Annotated in this window: 17 protein-coding genes; 4 read left to right on the top strand and 13 right to left on the bottom strand. The window is 67.0% G+C overall.

What is annotated here, in order from left to right:
• Positions 1–114 precede the first annotated feature (114 nt).
• Genes cobG through cobJ form a run of 4 tightly spaced genes read left to right on the top strand, consistent with a single transcriptional unit; the run spans position 115 to position 4,463 of the window.
• Positions 115–1,425, top strand: coding sequence for a precorrin-3B synthase (gene cobG, locus NJG22_RS14760; protein ID WP_290444944.1), 1,311 nt, complete (start codon positions 115–117; stop codon positions 1,423–1,425).
• Complete coding sequence (locus NJG22_RS14765; protein ID WP_253095499.1) at positions 1,418–2,044, top strand: precorrin-8X methylmutase; 627 nt, start codon at positions 1,418–1,420, stop codon at positions 2,042–2,044. The genes cobG and NJG22_RS14765 overlap by 8 nt, the downstream gene beginning before the upstream one ends.
• Positions 2,041–2,775: a precorrin-2 C(20)-methyltransferase gene (locus NJG22_RS14770; RefSeq protein WP_253095501.1), complete on the top strand. Its 735-nt coding sequence runs from the start codon at positions 2,041–2,043 to the stop codon at positions 2,773–2,775. The genes NJG22_RS14765 and NJG22_RS14770 overlap by 4 nt, the downstream gene beginning before the upstream one ends.
• Positions 2,772–4,463: a precorrin-3B C(17)-methyltransferase gene (gene cobJ / locus NJG22_RS14775; protein WP_253095599.1), complete on the top strand. Its 1,692-nt coding sequence runs from the start codon at positions 2,772–2,774 to the stop codon at positions 4,461–4,463. Before NJG22_RS14770 ends, cobJ begins: the two co-directional genes overlap by 4 nt.
• A gap of 12 nt (positions 4,464–4,475) precedes the next feature.
• On the opposite strand, the gene NJG22_RS14780 is transcribed toward cobJ, so the two are convergent.
• From NJG22_RS14780 to NJG22_RS14840, 13 genes are all read right to left on the bottom strand, one after another.
• Complete coding sequence (locus tag NJG22_RS14780) at positions 4,476–5,072, bottom strand: MarC family protein (protein ID WP_253095503.1); 597 nt, start codon at positions 5,070–5,072, stop codon at positions 4,476–4,478.
• Between the two features lie 200 nt (positions 5,073–5,272).
• Positions 5,273–8,038, bottom strand: a complete 2,766-nt coding sequence (locus NJG22_RS14785; protein ID WP_253095505.1) for a hybrid sensor histidine kinase/response regulator — start codon at positions 8,036–8,038, stop codon at positions 5,273–5,275.
• A gap of 135 nt (positions 8,039–8,173) precedes the next feature.
• Positions 8,174–9,469 carry a phosphoribosylamine--glycine ligase gene (purD, locus tag NJG22_RS14790; protein WP_253095507.1) on the bottom strand — a complete coding sequence of 432 codons (1,296 nt, stop codon included), beginning with the start codon at positions 9,467–9,469 and terminating at the stop codon, positions 8,174–8,176.
• Between the two features lie 186 nt (positions 9,470–9,655).
• A complete protein-coding gene (gene purH, locus NJG22_RS14795; protein ID WP_253095509.1) occupies positions 9,656–11,263 on the bottom strand; it encodes a bifunctional phosphoribosylaminoimidazolecarboxamide formyltransferase/IMP cyclohydrolase in 1,608 nt (535 codons plus the stop codon).
• Between the two features lie 76 nt (positions 11,264–11,339).
• Positions 11,340–11,660 carry a DNA-binding transcriptional regulator Fis gene (gene fis, locus NJG22_RS14800; RefSeq protein ID WP_134692528.1) on the bottom strand — a complete coding sequence of 107 codons (321 nt, stop codon included), beginning with the start codon at positions 11,658–11,660 and terminating at the stop codon, positions 11,340–11,342.
• The gene (gene dusB, locus NJG22_RS14805; RefSeq protein WP_217852467.1) at positions 11,657–12,670 is read right to left on the bottom strand and encodes a tRNA dihydrouridine synthase DusB; all 1,014 of its coding nucleotides are present in this window, start codon (positions 12,668–12,670) and stop codon (positions 11,657–11,659) included. Before dusB ends, fis begins: the two co-directional genes overlap by 4 nt.
• Before the next feature lie 205 nt (positions 12,671–12,875).
• A complete protein-coding gene (locus tag NJG22_RS14810; RefSeq protein ID WP_253095511.1) occupies positions 12,876–14,183 on the bottom strand; it encodes a DUF3426 domain-containing protein in 1,308 nt (435 codons plus the stop codon).
• Positions 14,184–14,225: 42 nt separating this feature from the next.
• The gene (gene prmA, locus NJG22_RS14815) at positions 14,226–15,104 is read right to left on the bottom strand and encodes a 50S ribosomal protein L11 methyltransferase (RefSeq protein WP_253095513.1); all 879 of its coding nucleotides are present in this window, start codon (positions 15,102–15,104) and stop codon (positions 14,226–14,228) included.
• A gap of 297 nt (positions 15,105–15,401) precedes the next feature.
• Positions 15,402–16,757 (bottom strand): acetyl-CoA carboxylase biotin carboxylase subunit, encoded by a 1,356-nt coding sequence (gene accC / locus NJG22_RS14820; RefSeq protein WP_134692520.1) that lies wholly within the window; start codon positions 16,755–16,757, stop codon positions 15,402–15,404.
• A gap of 17 nt (positions 16,758–16,774) precedes the next feature.
• Entirely contained in the window at positions 16,775–17,239 is a 465-nt protein-coding gene (gene accB, locus NJG22_RS14825) for an acetyl-CoA carboxylase biotin carboxyl carrier protein (RefSeq protein ID WP_134692518.1), read from the bottom strand.
• A gap of 100 nt (positions 17,240–17,339) precedes the next feature.
• Positions 17,340–17,792: a type II 3-dehydroquinate dehydratase gene (gene aroQ, locus NJG22_RS14830; protein WP_011535870.1), complete on the bottom strand. Its 453-nt coding sequence runs from the start codon at positions 17,790–17,792 to the stop codon at positions 17,340–17,342.
• Positions 17,793–17,970: 178 nt separating this feature from the next.
• The gene (locus NJG22_RS14835; protein ID WP_253095515.1) at positions 17,971–19,728 is read right to left on the bottom strand and encodes a protein-disulfide reductase DsbD; all 1,758 of its coding nucleotides are present in this window, start codon (positions 19,726–19,728) and stop codon (positions 17,971–17,973) included.
• 174 nt (positions 19,729–19,902) lie between these two features.
• Entirely contained in the window at positions 19,903–21,864 is a 1,962-nt protein-coding gene (locus NJG22_RS14840; protein ID WP_253095517.1) for a methyl-accepting chemotaxis protein, read from the bottom strand.
• Positions 21,865–22,095 lie beyond the last annotated feature (231 nt).

The following is a 22,095-nucleotide window of genomic DNA, read 5'->3' on the forward strand; positions in this document are numbered from 1 at the left end:
GTCCCGCGGTTCGTCTTAGCGTGCGACCACCGGTTTTTCATGCCGTCGGACAAAGCAGGCATAATACCGCGCCTTCTACACTGAAGCGCACTTTCACGATTGCCGGATGCCTCCTTGAAGCCGCCCCTGCCCACCGAAGTTTTGCCCCGTCCCTCGGCCTGCCCGGGGTTGTGGCGCATCGTTGCCGCGCGCGACGGTGGCATCTGCCGGATCAAGCTGCCCGGTGGCCTGCTGCTGGCCGACCAGGCCGATGCCGTGGCCGACGCCGCCGAACGCTTCGCCGCTGGGGTGATCGAGGCGACCAACCGCGCCAACCTGCAGATCCGTGGCATAGGCCAGAATCACGACGGGCTGGTCGAGTATCTGCTGGCCGCCGGGCTCGGCCCGCGTGACGCGGCGGGCGATGATGTGCGCAACCTCATGCTCAGCCCTCTGGCCGGGCTCGATCCGGCCATGTTGTTCGACACCCGGCCATTGGCCGGTCAAATCCTCGACCTGCTGGAAAGCACCCCCCGGTTCCACAAGCTGTCGGCCAAGTTCGCCGTGCAACTCGATGGCGGCGAAGCGTTGACGATGCGCGAACATGCCCATGATCTGTGGTTGTCCGCGATGCCAGGCGAAGGCCGAATCTGGTTGCGCTTCGGGCTCGCGAGCAGCCTGTCGAATGGCCAGGCGCTGGGGGCGGTGCCGGTAGAGCAAGGGCTGGCGCTGGTGCGCGCGGTACTGGAGCGCTTCCTCGACCTGGCGACGCCCGAGCAGTCGCGCATGCGTCAATTGCTGCAGGTGTGCCCGCAGGCGCACTTTCTGGAAGGGCTGGCGATCCAAGTCGAGAGCACCTCGATGGCCTGGCAGCGCCCGGCCACGACAAGCCCATGGTTGGGCGTGCTGCCCCAGCGCCAGGGCGTGGCCCTGGGCGTCGCGCCACCCCTGGGGCGGCTGACGCCGGCCATGCTGCGCAGTGCCGCGCGCATCGCCCGGCAATGGGGCGATGGCAGCATGCGGCTGAGCCCTTGGCAGAGCCTGGTGCTGACCTCCCTCGAGCCGCCGGCGCTGGAAAACGCACGCGCGCAACTGGTGGCCTGCGGCATGCTCTGCCACAACGCGCATCCGTTGGCGCGAGTGGTCGCCTGCACCGGCTCCAGCGGTTGCGCCAAGGCCCAGGCCGACACCAAGGCCGACGCCGTTACCCTGGCCGCCCTGTTGCGCCACGGTGCCCCGGGCAGCGTGCACTTGTCTGCCTGCCCTCGTTCCTGCGCCATGGCCCACACCGCCCCGGCCACCCTGCTGGCCCGCGCCCCGGGCCGCTATGACCTTTACTTGCGCGACGCGCGCCTGCCGGGCTTCGGCAGGCTGCACGGCGCCAACCTCACCCCAGAAGAAGCAGGCGCCATGCTCGACCTGCCGACGGAGCACCTTGATGATTGACTACATCCGCGATGGTCAGGAGATCTATCGCAATTCCTTCCGCATCATCCGCGAGGAGGCCCGGCTCGAGCGCATCCCCGCCGATCTCGAAAAGCTCGCCGTGCGAGTGATCCATGCCTGCGGCATGGTCGAGGCCATCGACGGCCTGCAGTTCTCGGCAGGCGCCGGCCGCGCCGGCCGCGAGGCCCTGGCCAAGGGCGCGCCGATCCTCTGCGACGCGCACATGGTCGCCGAAGGCATCACCCGCGCCCGCCTGCCGGCCAACAACCCGGTGATCTGCACCCTGCGCGACCCAAGCGTGCCGGACCTGGCCAAGGCCGAGGGCAATACCCGCTCGGCGGTGGCCCTGGAGCTGTGGCGCCCGCACCTGGAAGGCAGCGTGGTGGTGATCGGCAACGCGCCGACCGCGTTGTTCTACCTGCTTGAAATGCTCGACGCCGGGGCGCCGAAACCGGCGCTGATCCTCGGCTTCCCGGTGGGCTTCGTCGGCGCCGCCGAATCCAAGGCCATGCTCGCCGCCGACAGCCGTGGGGTGCCGTTCGTGATCATGCAGGGCCGCCTGGGCGGCAGCGCGATGGCTGCCGCCGCGGTCAACGCCCTGGCCACGGAGGTGGAATGATGCACGCACGTGGACGACTGCTGGGCCTGGGTGTGGGCCCGGGCGACCCCGAACTGATTACGCTCAAGGCGTTGCGCCTGCTGCGCGAAGCGCCGGTGGTGGCGTACTTCGTGGCCAAGGGCAAGCGCGGCAATGCCTTCGGCATCATCGAGGCGCACCTGCAAGCCGAACAGACCCTGCTGCCGCTGGTCTACCCGGTGACCACCGAGGCATTGCCGGCGCCGCTGTCCTACGAGCAGGTGATCAGCGACTTCTACGACGCAGCCAGCGTGCAGGTGGCCGAACACCTGGACGCCGGCCGCGACGTGGCGGTGATCTGCGAAGGGGACCCGTTCTTCTATGGCTCCTACATGTACCTGCACGACCGCCTGGCCTCGCGCTACGAAGCGCAGGTGATTCCAGGTGTGTGCTCGATGCTCGGGGGCGCCTCGGTACTCGGCGCGCCGCTGGTGTACCGCAACCAGACCCTCACCGTGCTCTCGGGCGTGCTGGCGCATGACGAACTCAAGCGCCGCCTGGCCGACGCCGATGCGGCGGTGATCATGAAGCTGGGGCGCAACTTCCCCAAGGTACGCCAGGTGCTCGCCGAGCTGGGCCTGGATGGCCGTGCGCTGTACGTCGAGCGGGCGACCATGGCCAACCAGAAGATCGTCGCGCTGGACGCGGTCGACCCACAGTCTTCGCCCTACTTCTCGCTGATCATCGTGCCGGGTGAAAAATGGCAGGGATGATCGAGGCACCGGCAATCGTCATTCTCGGCCCGGGCAGCCTGGCCACCGCGCAGCGTATCCAGCAGCGTTATCCACAGGCGGTGATCCATGGCCTGCAAGGGCGTGTGGAGGGGGCCGAGCGTTACTACGCAGTCTTCGGCGACACCCTGCGCGAGCTGTATCGGCAAGACACGCCGATCATCGCCCTGTGCGCGGCGGGGATCGTCATTCGCAGCCTGGCGCCACTGTTGAGCGAAAAAGGCGTCGAGCCACCGGTACTGGCCGTGGCCGAGGACGGCAGCGCCGTGGTACCGCTGCTGGGTGGCCTGGGCGGGGTCAACGTCATGGCGCGCGCGCTTGGCGAGGCGCTGGGTGTGCCAGCGGCAATCACCACCAGTGGCGAGCTGCGCTTTGGCACTTGCCTGCTCAACCCACCGCCAGGCTATGCCCTGGCGGACCTGGAACAGGGCAAGCGTTTCGTCTCCGACCTGTTGGCGGGCGAGGCCGTGCGTATCGAAGGCGACGCGCCGTGGCTGGATCAGGCGCAGTTGCCGGCCAGCGCCGATGCGCAACGCACCATCCATGTTGGCTGCGCTGCACGCCCCGCCAGCCGTGACGAGTTGCTGATCCACGCGCGCTGCGTGGTGGTGGCGGTTGCGGCCGGTGAGGCCGGCCTGGCGCAGCGGGTGCGTGAGCGCTTGCAGGCCGCAGGCATTGCCGAGCCGGCCCTGGCCTGCCTGCTGGCGAGCGAGACCGAGATGGCCGAGCCTGCGCTGCATGAGGCCGCACAGGCGCTGAACGTCGCCTTGCGCTTCGCGCCGGCAGGCGCGAGCCTGCAGCAAATGCTCGGCACCGAACTGCCCCAGGCGCGGATCGAAAGCCTTGGCGAATTGGCCGTGGCCATTGCCCCCGCGCCGATCGAGGTCGAGCGCCTGGGCCGTCGCCGGGGTCGCCTGGCCGTGATCGGCCTAGGCCCGGGCGCCGCCGAGCTGATGGTGCCGGCGGTCAAGGCCGAGCTGGCCCGTGCCCAGGACGTGCTCGGTTACGAAACCTACGTGCGCATGGCCGGCCCGTTCCGCGACGACCAGGTGCTGCACTGCACCGACAACCGCGAAGAGATGCAGCGCGCCCGCCATGCCTTCGAGCTGGCGGCGCAAGGGCGTTCGGTGGTGGTGGTGTCGTCGGGTGATCCGGGGGTGTTCGCCATGGCCGCCGCGGTGCTCGAGGCGCTGCACGAATCCACTGACCCGGCCTGGCAGCGGGTCGAGCTTGAGATCCTGCCGGGCGTCTCGGCCTCCCTGGCCACCGCCGCGCAAGCCGGGGCACCGTTGGGCCACGACTTCTGCGTGATGTCGCTGTCGGACAACCTCAAGCCCTGGTCGATCATCGAGAAACGCCTCGACCTGGCGGCCCAGGCCGACCTGGTGCTGGCGTTCTACAACCCGATCTCCAGGTCGCGGCCGCATCAACTGGGCCACGCACTGGAAGTGGTGCGCCGCCATCGCCAGGCGCATACGCCGGTGGTGCTGGGGCGTGACATCGGGCGCCCGGGGCAGACCCTGCGGGTGGTCACCCTGGGCGAGCTGGTGCCCGAGATGGTCGACATGCGCACCATGGTGCTGGTCGGCTCCTCGACCACCTGCACCTTCCCCCGTGCCGACGGCGGCGAGTGGGTGTACACCCCGCGCTGGTACCCGGCCAAGCCCTGAGGCGACCCGCGATCAGGGCACCAGGTAGCCCTTGATCCCGGTGAAGATGATCTGCGCCGCCAGGGCGCAGACGAACAGCCCCATCAAGCGGCTGACGATCTGCAAGCCCTGGTCGCCGAGCAACCGTTCGATGCGGTGCGAGAGATACAGCACCAGGCCCACGGTGAAGCTGGCCAGGGCGATGCTGACGATGGCCAGCAGCTTGTCGTCCCAGTGTGGCTGGCCAACCCCCATCACCAGCAGTGCGCCGATGGTGCCGGGGCCCACGGTCAGCGGGATGGTCAGCGGCACGATGGTGACGTCCTGCTGCACGTTGTCGGTCTGGATCGCCGACTTGCCCTGGGCCATGCCCAGGGCCGAGATGAACAACACTGAGCCTGCGCCGATGCGAAAGGCGTCGGCGGTAATGCCGAACACGCCGAAGATCACCCGCCCGAACAGGTACAGCAGCACGCTGGCGATCAGCGTGGCGATGGCGACGCGCCAGGCCAGCTGCTTGCGTTCCTTGCTGGAGTGGCCGCGGGTCAGGCCGATGAAGCACGACAGCACGAAGAACGGGCTGTAGAGCACAAGCATTTTCAGATAGACGCTGAACAACTCATGGAGCATGGGGGCGGGTCCAGGCGGAAAAGAGAGGCATCTGTATAGCACGGAACCTGTAGGAGCGGCCTTGCCGAGGCGTCGGACCGGTCGGAAAGGGCCGCAGAGCGGCCCCAGGATCTCAGCTATAGCAGAAATGGTCGGGGCTGCTGTGCAGCCCATTCGCGACGCAAGGCCGCTCCTACACCGATAGCGCTGCCCGCGGTGTTTCAGTCGAGGGGGTCGGTAACCACCTGCCGCTGCCCCGCCCAGAACTGCACCAGTTCGCGCAATTGCGACAATTCCACCGGCTTGGCCATGTGCCCGTCCATGCCGGCCAGGCGCGCGCGTTCCTTGTGCTCGGTGAGGATGTGCGCGGTCAGTGCCACCACCGGCGTGCGCGGGCGCTGGTTGGCGGTTTCCCAGGCACGGATCTGCTGGGTGGCGGAGAAGCCATCGAGGATCGGCATCTCGCAGTCCATCAGCACCAGGTCGTAGCGCCGCGCCTTCATCGCCTGCAAGGCTTCCTCGCCGTTGGCGGCGGTGTCCGGTTCGAGGTTGAGCTTGCCCAGCATGCCACGGATGACCTTGGTCGAGATGCTGTTGTCCTCGGCCACCAGGATGCGGAAGTCGCGGGGCAGGTCCAGCGCTGGCGGGGTGCCGGCCGGTGCGCTCGGCATGGCCAGCTCGCGGCCGCGCAGCGCCAGTTCCTCGGCCAGGGTGGTCTTGAGCGTGTAGCCGGCCACGGGTTTGGCGAGGATGCGCTTGACCCCGGCATTGCGCGCGATGATCTTGCTCGGCGCGTTGCTGATACCGGTGAGCATCACCACCAGGATGTCGTGGTTCAGGCTCGGGTCTTCCTTGATTTTCGCCGCCAGCTGCATGCCGGTCATGCCGGGCATGTTCTGGTCCAAAAGCACGGCATCGAAGTAGTCGCGCAGGTGCGCCTTGGTGCGCAGCAGGGCCAGGGCTTCCTTGCCGGAAGGCACCGCGCTGACGTTCATGCCCCAGGCGCTGCATTGCTGCACCAGGACCTTGCGGCAGGTGTCGTTGTCGTCGACCACCAGCACCCGGGCATCGCGCAGCGGGCCGTCGAGGTCGGTGGGCGGCTGCTCCAGGCGTTGCGGATCCAGCGGCAGGGTCAGCCACAGGGTGTTGCCCATGTTGGCGCTGGTCTTGATGCCGAATTCGCCCTGCATCAGGCCGATCAGTTGCTTGGCGATCACCAGGCCAAGGTGGCCGCCCAGCTTGTTGCTGGACAGGAAGTGACGGCTGTGCAACTCGGCCTGCAGCAGGGCATCGCGCTCGGCCGCGGGCATGGGCTCGCCGCTGTCCTGCACGGCGATCCGCAGGCGCGGGGTGTCACCGCGCTGGTCGAGGGCCACCACCAGCAGGATTTCGCCCTGCTCGGTGTTCTTCAGCGCGTTGTCGAGCAGGCTCGACAAGGCCTGGCGCAGGCGCGTCGGATCGCCGCTGATCACCCGTGGCACCTGGGGCTGGGTGAAGCTGATCAGCTCGATGTTCTGCTGCTCGGCCTTGGCCCGGAAGATGTTCAGGCAGTCCTCGATCAGCGCGTTGAGGTCGAACTGCACGTCGTCCAGCTCGATCTGCCGCGACTCGAGCTTGGAGATGTCGAGGATCTCGTTGATCAGCGTCAGCAGCTCGTTGCCGGCGCTGTGGATGGTCTGCACGTAGTCGCGTTGCTTGACCGACAGCGGCGTGCCCAGCAGCAGCTCGGTCATGCCCAGCACGCCGTTCATGGGCGTGCGGATTTCGTGGCTGATCTTGGCCAGGAACTCGGCCTTGGCATTGATCTCGGCGTCGCTGGCGGCCAGGGCGCGACTGGCGCTGAAGCGCTCCTCGCTGATCCGCCGCAGGCGTTCGCTGACGGCCAGGTTGAGCAACAGGCCGCTGACCACGGTCAGCGCCAGCAGCACGCACAGCAGCCAGGGCGTGGAGGTGCGGGTGAGGCCGAGCAGGGCCGGCAGCAGCACCAGGCCGCCGAGGTTGAACACCAGCATGGCCAGGGTGAACAGCCGCGCCGGGGTGTAGCCCTTGTACCAGTGGTAGCTGCTGATCAGCAGCATGCTCAGGCTGCCCAGGGCGAGCAGGGCGTAGGTCATCAGGTTCAGCGGCAGGGTGTCGACGAACAGCAGCACCAGGCCGCTGACCCCGGCCACCAGCATCTCCATGTGCAGCAGGCGGTTCAGCCTGGCCGAGCTGCGCGGGGTGAAGAAGTGCAGGGTGAAGAACAGCCCGGCCAGCCCGGCCAGCACCAGGGTCAGGTAGGCGGCCGGGGTCTGGGCGCTGTACCACAGGTGCCACCAGGGGCCGCTGAGGTTCAGCAGGATCAGCGCGCTGAGCAGCATCAGGGCGTGGTACAGCGCCAAGGTCAGGGTGGTGGTGGAGCGGGTGTAGGCGTAGCGGATCAGGTTATGCAGGATCAGCATCACCAGGCCGCCGAACAACAGGCCGAACAGCAGCGGCTGGCGCTGGTCGGCGGCAGCCTTGGCCGCCGGCTCCAGGCTGATGGCCGGGCGCAGCTGGTGTTCCGACACCAGGCGCAGGTAGACGTCCACCGCCTGGCTGCTGCGCGGCAGCGGCAGCACATGGTCGCTGCCATGCAGGGTGGGGCTGGCATTCTCGCCCTGTCGGCCGTGGTGCAACTGGCGTAGCAGCTTGTCGCCCTCGAGGGCGTAGAGGTCCAGGCGCGACAGGTCGGGGGCGAAGATACGGACCAGTTGCTCCTGCTCGCCGGGTTCGAGGCGATAGTGCAGCCACAGGGCCTGGTCGGGGAGGGCGCCATCCAGTTGGTTCAGCGCCAGGGGGCTGAACTGGTTGCGGTAGCGCTCGGAGCGCACGTCGGAGAGCTGCAGGCTGGCCTGTTCGTCGAGCAGCACCGACCAGCCGGTGCCCGGTTCGGCTTGCGCCGGCAACAGGCAGAGCAGGGTCAGCAGGCTGACGATGAGGACGGTGGCAATCCGAAGCCGACGCACGACGAAATCCTTTCTTAGCTGATGTGCCGGAGCACAACTATGCGCGGCGCGCCGAGGCGAAGGCAAGGCCCCGAGGGGGCCTTGTCGACGAGCCGAGGGCCGGGCGCGCGGGCGCCACGGCCATTGGCCGCACGGTTACTGCTGGTGTGCACCGCGCTCGCGGGCAATGGCCCGATAGCCGATGTCGCTGCGGTAGAAGCTGCCTTCCCACTTGACCTGTTCGGCCAGGCGGTAGGCTTGCTGCTGGGCGGCCTCGACGGTGGCGCCCATGGCGGTGGCACAGAGCACACGGCCGCCGGCGGTAACCACCTGGCCATCCTTGAGTGCGGTACCGGCATGGAACACCTTGCCTTCGAGCTTGGCCGCGGCGTCCAGGCCGCTGATCGCGGCGCCCTTGGCGTAGTCGCCGGGGTAGCCACCGGCAGCCAGGACCACGCCCAGGCTCGGACGCGGGTCCCACTGTGCTTCGACCTTGTCCAGGGCCTTGGCGAAGGCTGCTTCGATCAGCAGCACCAGGCTCGATTCCAGGCGCAGCATGACCGGCTGGGTTTCCGGGTCGCCGAAGCGGCAGTTGAACTCGATGACCTTGGGGTTGCCCGCCTTGTCGATCATCAGGCCGGCATACAGGAAGCCGGTGTAGACATTGCCTTCCTCGGCCATGCCACGCACGGTTGGCCAGATCACCTGGTCCATCACCCGCTGGTGCACCTCGGCGGTGACCACCGGGGCTGGCGAATAGGCGCCCATGCCGCCGGTGTTCGGGCCGCTGTCCTGGTCGCCGACGCGCTTGTGGTCCTGGCTGGTGGCCATCGGCAGCACGTTGTGGCCGTCGACCATGACGATGAAGCTGGCTTCCTCGCCGTCGAGGAACTCCTCGATCACCACGCGCGAGCCAGCGTCACCGAAGGCGTTGCCGGCGAGCATGTCGCGCACGGCGTCTTCGGCTTCCTGCAGGGTCATGGCGACGATCACGCCCTTGCCGGCGGCCAGGCCGTCGGCCTTGATCACGATCGGCGCGCCTTTTTCCCGCAGGTAGGCCAGGGCCGGCTCGATCTCGGTGAAGTTCTGGTAGTCGGCGGTGGGGATCTTGTGGCGGGCCAGGAAGTCCTTGGTGAACGCCTTGGAGCCTTCCAGCTGGGCCGCGCCCTTGGTTGGGCCGAAGCAGTCCAGGCCGCGGCTGCGGAACAGGTCGACGACGCCGATGACCAGTGGCGCTTCCGGGCCGACGATGGTCAGGTCGACGTGCTTTTCGGCGAAGTCGGCCAGTTGCTCCAGGGCGGTGACGTCGATGGCGACGTTCTCGCACTTGGCTTCGGTGGCGGTACCGGCGTTGCCGGGGGCGACGAAGATTTTCTCGACGCGTGGGTCCTGGGCGACTTTCCAGGCCAGGGCGTGTTCACGGCCGCCGCTGCCGATGATCAAAACTTTCATGTCAAAACCTCGAATTCTGTTTGGCGCCGATCCGCGTTCCCTGTGTAGGAGCGGCCTTGTGTCGCGATAGGGGCGCGTAGCGGCCCCAGGTTTTCAGCTTCGCAACAGATATTGCCGGGGCCGCTTTGCGGCCCATTCGCGACACAAGGCCGCTCCTACAGGGGCCGGGATCGGCCCAGCATCTGATTAGTGGCGGAAGTGGCGCATACCGGTGAACACCATGGCGATGCCGGCTTCGTCAGCGGCAGCAATCACCTCGGCATCACGCATCGAGCCACCCGGCTGGATCACGGCGCTGATACCCACTTTAGCCGCGTTGTCGATGCCATCGCGGAACGGGAAGAACGCATCCGAGGCCATCACCGCGCCCTGCACCTGCAGGCCGGCGTGTTCGGCCTTGATCGCGGCAATGCGCGCGGAGTTGACGCGGCTCATCTGGCCGGCGCCGACACCGATGGTCTGGCGCTGCTTGGCGTAGACGATGGCGTTGGACTTGACGAACTTGGCCACTTTCCAGGCGAACACCAGGTCGTGGATCTCTTGCTCGGTCGGGGCGCGCTTGGTGACGATCTTCAGGTCATCGGCGCTGATCATGCCGATATCGCGGCTCTGCACCAGCAGGCCACCGTTGACCCGCTTGAAGTCCCAGCCGGCAGCGCGCTCGGTTGGCCACTCGCCGCACTCCAGCAGGCGCACGTTTTGCTTGGCGGCAACCACCTCGCGCGCGGCCTGGGAGATTTTCGGGGCGATGATCACCTCGACGAACTGGCGCTCGACGATGGCCTGGGCGGTTTCGCCGTCCAGTTCGCGGTTGAAGGCGATGATGCCGCCGAAGGCCGACTCGGTGTCGGTGGCGTAGGCCAGGTCATAGGCCTTGCGGATGCCGCCTTCGTCTTCAGGCACGACCGCCACGCCACACGGGTTGGCGTGCTTGACGATGACGCAGGCCGGCTTGACGAAGCTCTTCACGCACTCCAGCGCGGCGTCGGTGTCGGCCACGTTGTTGAACGACAGTTCCTTGCCCTGCAGCTGCACGGCGGTGGAAATGCTGGCTTCGCCTTTCTTGGCCTCGACGTAGAACGCCGCGCTCTGGTGCGGGTTCTCGCCGTAGCGCATTTCCTGGGCCTTGACGAACTGGCTGTTGAAGGTGCGCGGGAACTCGCTGCGGTCTTCGGTGGACAGGGTGTCCTTGGCCTGGTCGATGGTACCCATGTAGTTGGCGATCATGCCGTCGTAGGCGGCAGTGTGCTCGAACGCCTTGAGCATCAGGTCGAAGCGCTGGGCGTAGGTCAGGCCGCCGGCCTTCAGGCCTTCGACGATGCCGGCGTAGTCGCTGGCGTTGACCACGATGGCGACGTCCTTGTGGTTCTTCGCCGCCGAGCGGACCATGGTCGGGCCGCCGATGTCGATGTTCTCGATGGCGGTCGGCAGGTCGCAGCCTGGCTTGTTGATGGTGGCTTCGAACGGATACAGGTTGACCGCGACCAGGTCGATCGGCTTGATGCCATGCTCGTTCATGATGGCGTCGTCGGTGCCGCGACGGCCGAGGATGCCGCCGTGGATCTTCGGATGCAGGGTCTTGACCCGGCCGTCCATCATTTCGGCGAAGCCGGTGTAGTCGGCCACTTCCACCGCGTTGACGCCGTTGTCCTTGAGCAGCTTGTAGGTGCCGCCGGTGGACAGGATCTCGACACCGAGCAGTTGCAGCTCACGGGCGAATTCGAGGATCCCGGTCTTGTCGGAGACGCTGATCAGGGCGCGGCGGATCGGCAGGCGGGTAGTCTGGTCGGTCATTTCAGATTCCATAACGCGGTGGAGTCAGCAAAAAAGGCGCCTCGTGACGAGCGCCTTTTTGGTTGGGGTTCTGGCCTTACAACAGATCGTACTGCTTGAGCTTCTTGCGCAGCGTGCCTCGGTTGAGTCCGAGCATCTCGCTGGCCTTGGTCTGGTTGCCCTTGACGTAGTTCATCACGCTTTCGAGCAGCGGCGCCTCGACCTCCGAGAGCACCAGGTTGTACACGTCCGTGACGGTAGCGCCTTCCAGGTGGGCGAAGTAGTTGTGCAACGCCTTCTCGACGCTGCCGCGCAGGGTCTGGCCCTCCTCGCTCGGCGTGTTCAGGTGCTGCTTGAGGTTGACGTTGTCGCTCACGGGCGTTGTTCCACTCACTAATGTCTCGGTCATCATCGTCATGCGGCCACCCCTTGTTCGTCCTCTGTCCCAAGGCTCTGTCGACGTTCGGCGAAAAACGCCTGAACGTTGGCGCACTGCGCTTGTGTATCTTGCAAAGCGTTGAACCGGCTGCGGAACTCCTTGCCGCCGGGTCGGGTCGCCAGGTACCAGCCAACGTGCTTGCGGGCGATACGCACGCCCATCACATCGCCATAAAAGGCATGCAGCGCGGCCAGGTGTTCCAGCAGAATGCGTTCCACTTCGTCCAGCGCCGGGGCAGGCAGGTGCTCGCCCGTGCGCAGGTAATGCTCGATCTCGCGGAAGATCCACGGCCGCCCTTGGGCGGCACGGCCGATCAGCAGGCCGTCGGCACCGGTGGCATGCAGCACCGCCCGGGCCTTTTCCGGCGAGGTGATGTCGCCGTTGGCGAACACCGGGATCGACACCGCCTGCTTGATCGCGGCGATGGTGTCGTACTCGGCGTCACCGGTGTACAGGTCGGCGCGTGTGCGGCCATGCACCGCCAGCGCCTGGATGCCGGCCTGCTCGGCGATCCTCGCCACATTCAGGCCGTTCTTGTTCGCCCGGTCCCAGCCGGTGCGGATCTTCAGGGTCACCGGCACGTCCACGGCGCCGACGACGGCATGGAGGATCTCGCTGACCAAGGCTTCATCTCTCAATAAAGCAGAGCCGGCGGCCTTGTTGCAGACTTTTTTCGCCGGGCAACCCATGTTGATGTCGATGATCTGCGCGCCCGCGGCAACGTTGGCGCGGGCGGCCTCGGCCATCATCTGCGCGTCGCCGCCGGCGATCTGTACCGAGCGCGGCTCGGGATCGTCCTCGTGGATACGGCGCAGGCTCGACTTGCGGCTGTTCCACAGGCGCATGTCGCTGGAAACCATCTCCGACACCACCATGCCCGCCCCGAGGCGCTTGCACAGGGTACGGAAAGGCTGGTCCGTGACCCCGGCCATGGGTGCCAGGATCAGGTTGTTCTGCAGTGTGTAAGGGCCGATGCGTACCGCCGACATAGGTGTTCCCTGTTGTGGGGCCGAATCATTGGAGTTCGAAAAAGGGTTGGCATGATACCCGCTCTCGATGACCGGATAAAGATGAATCTGGATAAAATCTGAACAGTTGCGGCGTTATGACACCCAGCGCCAAGCGGCAAGCTTCAAGCTGCAAGAGGCCTGCAGGCAGGCTTTTACTTGCGGCTTGAAGCTTGCCGCTTGTCGCTTACTCCGGCGAGCGGAAGCTCAGGCTGTAGTTCACCGCCTTCGGCCCGGGGTCGAGGATATCCAGGGCGATATGGATCGGGGTTTGGCTGGGCATCTCGCCGCGGCCGGCCAGTTCGCCCGACAGGTATTCGCTGGGCTTGAAGCGGCGGCTGGCGATCAGCTGGCCGCTGAGGTCGGCGAAGCGCAGTTCCAGCAGCGGGAAAGGCTGGGCGAACGGAGCGCGGTTGTAGATGATCGCATCGACGATCAGCGCGCCCTTGAAGTCGGGGTGGCTGCGCACCACCAGGTTGCTGCTCTTGATCCGCGAAATGTCGACGCGGGTCGGCACCTGGCAGCCGAACATCGGGCACAGTTGCTGGAACCACGGGCGGTACTGGTCCTGGCGGGCCATCTCGTCGAAGTGGTACCAGACGTACTGGAACGCCAGCAGGCCGGCGGCGAGCAGGGTCAGCACGCCCCACAGCAGGCGCTTGCCCCAGTTGGGCGCGGGTTTTTCCCAGCCCAGTTGCAACGGGTCGTCGACCACGTCGATCAGCGGCTCCTTGCGCGGGCGCTCGGCCTTCGCTACCGGGCTCGGCGCCAGGCGCACCTCGGCTTCGTCCTCGTCGCGGGCCGATAGACGTTCGCCGCGTACATCGTCGTCCAGGGCCGACAAGCCCTGTTCTGGCACGAGGTCGTCGTGGTTGGAGAGGGGCGGGCTGTTGAAATCGCTGTCGGCCGACGGATGGCGCACGGACGGTTCGTCGTCCAGGTCCAGGTCAGTGGCGCCGAGGGTCGGCTCCGTGCGCGCGTCGACGACGGGTTCCAGGTCCAGCGCTTCTTGTTCGAGCAGTACCGGCGCCTCCTCGGGTTCCGCTGCGGGCTCGGGGCGCTCGTCGGTTGCGGTGCCGAATGGTTTTGCGTCGGCTTCGTCCGCGCCCTGGTCGTCACGGCGGGCCTGCAGCACGCCTTGCGCAGGCGCCTGGCGGCGGTCGCCGGGGCTGCGGCGTTCGAGGCGCGCCAGTTCCTGGTCGAGGTCCAGTGCGTCCAGCTGCTCGGCGGTGACGGCCCAGTCCTCTTCGCTCATCGGCGCCCGCTCGCTGGCCACCGGCGCCGGCGGCTCGCTGGGCGGCTGCACGGTTGCTGGCGCTGGTGGCTCTACAGGCGGCCTGCCGGCGCGGTTCTGCTCCAGCAGTTGCTTGGCCGCGTTGAACACCTGCAGGCAGTTGCCGCAGCGCACCACGCCGCGCGCCACGCTCAACTGGTGATGAGTGACGCGAAAGCTGGTCTGGCAATGCGGGCACTGGGTGACGAAACTGTCGGTCATGCGGCGATCCGGAGGCTGGGCAGGTGTTGAGTCTAGGCGCGCTTAGCGGCGGCGACCACTGATGCGTACCCAGCCGTCGCGCACGACGATAGGGTCCAGGTCGAAGTCGGCGGCGTAGGCGGCTGCCACTTCCTCGCCCTGCTCGGCGAGGATGCCCGACAACGCCAGCAGGCCACCGGGGCGGACCAGGCTGGACAGTTGCGGCGCCAATGCCACCAGCGGGCCAGCGAGGATGTTGGCGACCAGCACGTCGGCCTGCATGGCCGGCATCTGTTCGGGCAGGTACAGGTCGAACTTGTCGTCGGCGATACCATTGCGCTGGGCATTGTCACGGGAGGCCTCGATGGCCTGCACGTCGATGTCGGTGCCGACCGCCTGGCGGGCGCCGAGCAGCAGCGCGGCGATGGCCAGGATGCCCGAGCCGCAGCCGAAGTCCAGTACCTGGGTGCCTTGCAGCGGTTGGCCGTCGAGCCATTCCAGGCACAGCGCGGTGGTTGGGTGGGTGCCGGTGCCGAACGCCAGGCCCGGGTCGAGCAGCAGGTTGACCGCGTCTTTTTCCGGGGCTTCGTGCCAGCTCGGCACGATCCACAGGCGCTGGCCGAAACGCATGGGCTGGAAGTTGTCCATCCAGCTGCGTTCCCAGTCCTGGTCCTCGATCACCTCGGCGTCATGCTCGGGCAGCTCGGTGCCTGTCAGCAGGCGCAGGTGGGCGAATACCTGCTCAGGCTCGGCGTCGGCCTCGAACAGGGCCAGCAGGTGGGTATGCGACCACAGAGGGGTGGTGTTGAGGTCCGGTTCGAAGATCGGCTGGTCTTCGGCGTCCATGAAGGTCACCGAGACGGCGCCGACTTCCAGCAGGGCGTCTTCGTAGGTTTCGGCTTGTTCCGGGCTGATGGCCAGGCGTACTTGCAGCCAGGGCATGGCGGGCACCTTTGGTAAATCGACAGGGGCAGCCCGAGGCTGCGCGAAAGGCTGGCAGTTTACGCGAGTGTGGGGGGTTTGTAGAGAAGCCAGAGGGTGGCACGGTCCCTGTAGGCGCGGCCATGTGTCGCGAAAGGGGCGCGCGGCGGCCCCAAGGCATCGGCATCATGCAACACCGCCGGGGCTGCCATGCAGCCCTTTCGCGACACAAGGCCGCTCCTACAGGGGGATGTGCCTGCCTTGCGGGCAACAAAAACCCCGGCACAAGGCCGGGGTTCATGCATCACGCTAACGCGATCACTCCTGGTTGGCCAGTTTGTGCTCGAGGTAGTGGATGTTGACGCCGCCTTTGCAGAAACCTTCATCACGCACCAGGTCGCGGTGCAGCGGGATGTTGGTCTTGATGCCGTCGACGACGATCTCGTCCAGGGCATTGCGCATGCGCGCCATGGCTTCGTCGCGGTCCTTGCCGTAGGTGATCAGCTTGCCGATCAGCGAGTCGTAGTTCGGTGGAACCGAGTAACCGCTGTACAGGTGCGAATCGACGCGCACGCCGTTGCCACCCGGGGCATGGAAGTGCTTGACCTTGCCTGGGCTCGGGATGAACTTCTTCGGGTCCTCGGCGTTGATCCGGCACTCCAGCGAGTGACCACGAATCACCACGTCTTCCTGGCGGAACGACAGCTTGTTGCCAGCGGCGATGCTGAGCATCTCCTTGACGATATCGATACCGGTGACCATCTCCGAGACCGGGTGCTCGACCTGGACGCGGGTGTTCATCTCGATGAAGTAGAAGCGGCCGTTCTCGTACAGGAACTCGAAGGTACCGGCACCGCGGTAGCCGATTTCGATGCACGCGTCGACGCAACGCTTGAAGACTTCCTGGCGGGCCTTCTCGTCGATGCCCGGGGCCGGGGCTTCTTCCAGTACCTTCTGGTGGCGGCGCTGCAGCGAGCAGTCACGGTCACCCAGGTGGATGGCGTTGCCCTGGCCGTCGGACAGCACCTGGACTTCCACGTGACGTGGGTTGGTCAGGAACTTCTCCAGGTAGACCATCGGGTTGCCGAAGGCGGCGCCGGCTTCGGTGCGGGTCAGCTTGGCCGAGGCGATCAGGTCCTCTTCCTTGTGCACCACGCGCATGCCGCGACCACCACCGCCACCAGCGGCCTTGATGATCACCGGGTAGCCAACCTCGCGGGCAATGGCCAGCGCGGTTTCTTCGTCTTCCGGCAGCGGGCCGTCGGAGCCCGGCACGGTCGGTACGCCCGACTTGATCATCGCGTCCTTGGCCGAGACCTTGTCGCCCATCAGGCGAATGGTGTCGGCTTTCGGGCCGATGAAGGCAAAGCCGGATTTTTCCACCTGCTCGGCGAAGTCGGCGTTTTCCGCGAGGAAGCCGTAACCCGGGTGGATCGCGGTGGCGCCGGTGACTTCGGCGGCAGCGATGATCGCCGGGATGTGCAGGTAGGAATCCTTGGACGATGCAGGACCGATGCAGACCGACTCGTCTGCCAGGCCCAGGTGCATCAGTTCACGGTCGGCCGTGGAGTGCACGGCGACGGTCTTGATGCCCAGCTCTTTGCAGGCACGCAGGATCCGCAGGGCAATTTCCCCGCGGTTGGCGATCAGAACTTTTTCGAGCTTCCCAGACATCGTTGGCTCTCCGCGAATCAAACGATGGTGAACAGCGGCTGGTCGAACTCAACCGGCTGGCCGTCTTCCACCAGGATGGCGTCGATCACACCGCCGATGTCGGCTTCGATGTGGTTCATCATCTTCATGGCTTCGACGATGCACAGGGTGTCGCCTTTCTTCACGGCCTGGCCCACTTCGGCGAAGTTCGGCGAGGTCGGCGATGGCTTGCGGTAGAAGGTACCGACCATCGGCGAGCGGATCACGGTGCCTTTGAGCGCCGGGGCTGCAGCTTCAGCGGCTGGCGCGGCAGCGGCGGCGACCGGGGCGGCAGCGGCAACCGGAGCGGCCATCGGTGCTGGGGCGGCGAAGTACTGGGCGCCGGCCGGGGTCTTGCTGTGACGGCTGATGCGAACGGACTCTTCGCCTTCCTTGATCTCCAGTTCGTCGATGCCAGACTCTTCCAGCAGTTCGATCAGCTTTTTGACTTTACGGATATCCATTAATCAGCAACTCCCAAGGTTCGGTCGGGGACGTAATTTGAAAACGTGTCGAAAACGTTTCTTCCGGACCTCGGCCCATTGGGGCCAAGGCCTTGTGTCATCAGGGCTGTGCGTTGGCAGCCAGGTGTTCCAGCGCAGACTCCAGGGCCAACCGATAGCCGGTGGCGCCGAGGCCGCAGATCACCCCTACGGCAACATCGGAAAAGTAGGAGTGGTGGCGGAACGGTTCACGCTTGTGCACGTTGGACAGGTGCACTTCGATGAATGGGATGCTCACCGCGAGCAACGCGTCACGTAATGCGACGCTGGTATGCGTGAAAGCGGCCGGATTGATCAGGATGAAGTCCACGCCTTCGTTGCGCGCGGCGTGGATCCGGTCGATCAATTCGTATTCGGCATTGCTCTGCAGGTACTGCAGGTGGTGGCCGGCGGCGCGGGCGCGCTGCTCCAGGTCCTGATTGATCTGGGCGAGGGTGGCCGCGCCGTAGTGGCCCGGTTCACGGGTGCCGAGCAGGTTCAGGTTGGGGCCGTGCAGCACCAGTAGGGTTGCCATCTGCGGTTCCTTGGTTTTTGTAGGGCAATTCGACATAGCGCGGCGACTATGCCGGAACGGGCGCTGGGTGTCCAGTTCCCGGCAATAGCCAGCACGATGTCCGAGATTCGCGCAAAGTATGTGACCGGATGATTAACTTTGGTCACCGGATTGGCGATTTTTCCCAGGCTGCGGGAAGTTATAGCCCGAGTTGGCCGCGCACGCGGGCCAGGACCTGGGCAAAATCGCCGGCGTTTATCTCGCCGATCACCCGATCGCCAGTCATTTCGCTGCCGTTCGCGGCAAAGAACATCAGCGCCGGCGGGCCGAACAGCTGGTAGCGATCGAGCAGCGCGCGCTGGGCGGCGTCGCTCGCGGTGATGTCCAGGCGCAGCAGGCGGAACGCACCCAGTTGCGCTTGCACCGCTGGCGCCGTGAGCACGTCGTGTTCGATCACCTTGCAGCTGATGCACCAGTCGGCGTACCAGTCCAGCAGCACCGGCTGGCCGGCGGCCTTGGCCTCGGCCAGGGCGGCGTCGAGCTCGGCCGGGCTGGTGAGGGTCTGCCAGGCATCGGCCTTGGCCACGGCTGCGGTGCCGGCCACGTTGGGCGGCGGCAGCGGCCGCAGGGGATCACCCTGGCCGCTCAGGGCGCCGTACCAACAGGCCAGGGCATAGACCAGCAGCACCAGGCCGAGCAATTGCGCCAGGCGCTCGCGGGCAGGCTTGACGACGAACTCCAGGGCGCCGAGGAACAGCGCCACGCCGGCGGCCAGCAGGCCGATCAGCAGCAGCGTCAGCGGCCCTGGCAGCACCCGGCTGAGCAGGCCGATGGCCAGGCCCAGCAACAGCACGCCGATGGCGTTCTTGACCGTGTTCATCCACGGGCCGCTCCTGGGCAGCCAGGCCGCGCCACCGGTCGCCACCAGCAGCAGCGGGGCGCCCATGCCCAGGCCCAGGGCGAACAGCTTGAGCGCGCCGCCAAGGGCATCGCCGCTGGCGCTGATGTACAGCAGCGCGCCGGCCAGCGGTGCCGACACGCAGGGCGACACCAGCAGGCTGGACAACACCCCGAGGATCGCCGCGCCCAGCAGCGAGCCGCCCTGGGTGCGGTTGGCGACCCGGTCCAGGCGATTGCTCAGGGCCTGGGGCAGCTTGATCTCGAACAGGCCGAACATGGCCAGGGCGAACAGCACGAAGAACGCCGCGAACGGCACCAGCACCCACGCCGACTGCAGCCGCGCCTGCAGGTTCAGGCCGGCGCCAAACAGCCCCATCAGCGCGCCGAGCACGGCGAAGCTGGCGGCCATCGGCAGCACGTAGGCCAGCGACAGCGACAGGCCGCGCAGCCCGCCGACCTGGCCGCGCAGCACCACGCCCGAGAGGATCGGCAGCATCGGCAGCACGCAGGGGGTGAAGGTCAGGCCGATCCCGGCGAGGAAGAACAGCGCCAGGGATTTCCAGCTCCAGCCCTGCTCGGCGCCGCCCGGCTGCGTCGGGCCTTCGCCGACGATGCCCAGCCGCTCGGTTTGCGGCGGGTAGCACAGGCCCTTGTCGGCGCAGCCCTGGTAGCCCACCAGCAAGGTGAAGGCGCGTGGGTCGTTGCGCGGCAGCTCGATGTCGAGCACGCCGTGGTAGACCTCGACATCGCCGAAGAACTCGTCGTGCTTGGCTTCGCCTTCGGGAAGGTGCGGCGTGCCCAGCGTGATGTCCGCCGGTTCCGTGCGGAACTGGAGGCGGTGGCGGTACAGGTAGTAGCCGTCGGTGGCGACCAGGCGCAGCTTGATGGTGTGCGCGTCGGCCTGGACCAGGCTGAGCTTGAAGGCCTCCTGCACCGGCAGGAAATCGGCGCTGTTGCTGACGGCGCCGAGGGTGGCGCTGGGGCGGTTGTCGAGCAGGCCCGTGGCGAACACGGGGCTGGCCAGCAGCAGGAACAACAGGAAAAACAGGCGGCGCATGACGGACTCGCGAGGTGGAACCTGGCGGCATGATAGCGGAGTTGGCCGAAATTGGGGCCGCTGCGCGGCCCATCGCGACACAAGGCCGCTCCTACCGGGGAGCGCGGTTTCCTGTAGGAGCGGCCTTGTGTCGCGATCGAGGGCAGAGCCCCCGCAATCCAGGCCCTGCCGATGTCATAGCCGGAACGCCCGCACCGCCGTATTCAACTCGCCCCCCAGCTTGAGCAACTGCTCGCCCTGCTGGCGTCCTTCGCCGATGCGTTGCAGGTTGTCCTCGCCCAGCGCGTGGATGCGCTCGCTGTGATCGCGAATCTCGCTCACCGCGCCGGTTTGCTGGGCGGTCACCTCGGCGATGCGCAGCGCGGTCCCGGCGATAGTGCCGATGGCGTTGACGATCGCATCCAGCGCGCCATCGGCCGACTGCGCCTGGCTGGCGGTGGCCTCGGCATGCTCCAGTTGCGTGCGCATGCCGTCCACCGAGTCGCGGGCGGCCTGTTGCAGGCGGTCGATCAGGGCCTGGATCTCGCCGGTGGCGCCGGTGGTGCGCTGGGCCAGCGAGCGTACTTCATCGGCGACCACGGCGAAGCCGCGGCCCATTTCGCCAGCCCGGGCGGCCTCGATGGCGGCGTTGAGCGCCAGCAGGTTGGTCTGCTCGGCTATCGCGCGGATCACTGTGAGCACGCCGCCGATGGTGGCCGACTCCTCGGCCAGCTGTTCGATCATGCGCGCATTGCCCTGCACCTCGTCGACCAGGGCGCGCAGGCCGGACAGGCTCTGGCCGATCACCGTCTGGCCCCGTTCGACGGCCTGGCCGGCATCGCGGCTGGCGTCGGCGGCGGCGCTGGCGTCGCCGGCTACCTGCTGGATGGTCGCCTCCAGTTCGCCGAGGGCGTCGCGGATCTGCGCGGTGTCGCCGGCCTGGCGTTCGGCGCCGTCGTGCAAGGCGCTGCTCATGCCCGCCAGGGCGTGGCTGCTGCCGGCCACCTGTTCGGCGTTGCGGCGCAGGGTGCCGACCAGCTCCACCAGGTACTGGCGCAGGCGGTTGAGCGATTCCTCGATGTCATGCAGCTCGCGGTTGGTCCGGCCCAGGTCGATGGCATGGGCGAAGTCGCCCTCGGCCCAGCGCGACAGCGCCGGCGCCAGGCCGGTCAGGGTGCGGGCCAGGCGCCGTTGCAGGGTGTCGATGAGCAGGGCGATGAGCAGGATCAGGCCGATCATCAGGCCCTGGATGATGCGCACTTCCCCGGCGATCTGCCCGTGCTGGGCGCGTACCTCCGGCTCCAGGGCGGCGATGGCCTGGCGCACGGCGTCCAGGCGTTCGTTGGTGCTGGCCGCCAGGGCGGCGCGGCGTTCGATCTGCGCGCGGGTGCGTTGCAGCTCGGCGGGGTAGCGCTTGAGCAGGCTCTGCAGCTCGCGCTTGAGGCCCACGGCGATGTCCTCCTGCTGGCTGCTGGCCTGGGTTTGCAGGCCCATCATCGCGGCGAAGTCATCGGCGTTGGACTCGGCGGCGCGGGTCACGCCGAGCAGCGGCAAGGCGTCGATCCGCTCGGCCTGGGCGGCGATCAGCTGCAGTTCGCGGTCGACTTCGTCGGCCAGCTCGGCGCGGCCGCTGCTGACCAGTTTGTCGCGGGCCAGGGACAGGCGCGCCAGGTGCACCGCGGCGTCCAGCAGTGCGGCCTGGTACGGGCCGGCGGCGGCGCTGGCGCTGTCGCGGGCGTAGCCGGCGAGTTGCTCGAAGTTCGCCCCCAGTTCGCGCTCGGCCTGCAACAGCAGGGCCTGCGGGTCGCCGGCCAGCTTGCCGGCACCAAGCAACTCGTTGGCGCTGAAGGCCTGCAAGCTGTCCAGGCTCGGGCGCAGCTTGGCCGCCAGCGCTTGCGGCCAGTCGTCCAGGGCCGCCAGCAAGGCGCCGGTGGCCTGGCTGGCCGCGGCATGGCGCAAGGCATCGCCGCTGCCCAGGTAGGCCTCGATGTTGCGTGCCGCGTCATGCTGGAACTGCTGGGACAGGCCCAGGTAGCGCTCCATCAACTGGTAGGGGCGTTCCAGGGCGCGTTGCGACCACCACAGGGTCGCGCCCAGGGCGATACACACGGTCACCAGCAACAGGGTGTTGAAATTGGTCAGCCACTTCAGGCGCATAGCCGCGAACTTCCTGCGGAGGGGGAGTGGAGAGGTCGGGGCCTGAAGTTATTGCGATTTTGTGACGAGGTGATGACGACGGAGGGCTGGCGCCCTAAAAAAGTGGCACAGTGCCGGTATTGTTTGATGGTTGCTGTGTTTAACCCTTTGGGCTGCGCTGTCACACGCAGGGAACTGTCCCCTTGTAGGAGCGAGTTAAACCAATGGGTTACGAGTGTTCCATTAGCGCGG

It is taken from the genome of Pseudomonas sp. VA159-2, from assembly GCF_024126635.1.
GTDB classification, from domain to species: domain Bacteria; phylum Pseudomonadota; class Gammaproteobacteria; order Pseudomonadales; family Pseudomonadaceae; genus Aquipseudomonas; species Aquipseudomonas muyukensis.

Bases quoted from the DNA above. Each gene is read 5' to 3' on its own strand.
- NJG22_RS14765 (WP_253095499.1), top strand. From the start codon at position 1,418: ATGATTGACTACATCCGCGATGGTCAGGAGATCTATCGCAATTCCTTC.
- NJG22_RS14770 (WP_253095501.1), top strand. From the start codon at position 2,041: ATGATGCACGCACGTGGACGACTGCTGGGCCTGGGTGTGGGCCCGGGC.
- cobJ (WP_253095599.1), top strand. From the start codon at position 2,772: ATGATCGAGGCACCGGCAATCGTCATTCTCGGCCCGGGCAGCCTGGCC.
- NJG22_RS14780 (WP_253095503.1), bottom strand. From the start codon at position 5,072: ATGCTCCATGAGTTGTTCAGCGTCTATCTGAAAATGCTTGTGCTCTAC.
- purD (WP_253095507.1), bottom strand. From the start codon at position 9,469: ATGAAAGTTTTGATCATCGGCAGCGGCGGCCGTGAACACGCCCTGGCC.
- purH (WP_253095509.1), bottom strand. From the start codon at position 11,263: ATGACCGACCAGACTACCCGCCTGCCGATCCGCCGCGCCCTGATCAGC.
- fis (WP_134692528.1), bottom strand. From the start codon at position 11,660: ATGACGATGATGACCGAGACATTAGTGAGTGGAACAACGCCCGTGAGC.
- dusB (WP_217852467.1), bottom strand. From the start codon at position 12,670: ATGTCGGCGGTACGCATCGGCCCTTACACACTGCAGAACAACCTGATC.
- NJG22_RS14810 (WP_253095511.1), bottom strand. From the start codon at position 14,183: ATGACCGACAGTTTCGTCACCCAGTGCCCGCATTGCCAGACCAGCTTT.
- prmA (WP_253095513.1), bottom strand. From the start codon at position 15,104: ATGCCCTGGCTGCAAGTACGCCTGGCCATCAGCCCGGAACAAGCCGAA.
- accC (WP_134692520.1), bottom strand. From the start codon at position 16,757: ATGTCTGGGAAGCTCGAAAAAGTTCTGATCGCCAACCGCGGGGAAATT.
- accB (WP_134692518.1), bottom strand. From the start codon at position 17,239: ATGGATATCCGTAAAGTCAAAAAGCTGATCGAACTGCTGGAAGAGTCT.
- aroQ (WP_011535870.1), bottom strand. From the start codon at position 17,792: ATGGCAACCCTACTGGTGCTGCACGGCCCCAACCTGAACCTGCTCGGC.
- NJG22_RS14835 (WP_253095515.1), bottom strand. From the start codon at position 19,728: ATGCGCCGCCTGTTTTTCCTGTTGTTCCTGCTGCTGGCCAGCCCCGTG.
- NJG22_RS14840 (WP_253095517.1), bottom strand. From the start codon at position 21,864: ATGCGCCTGAAGTGGCTGACCAATTTCAACACCCTGTTGCTGGTGACC.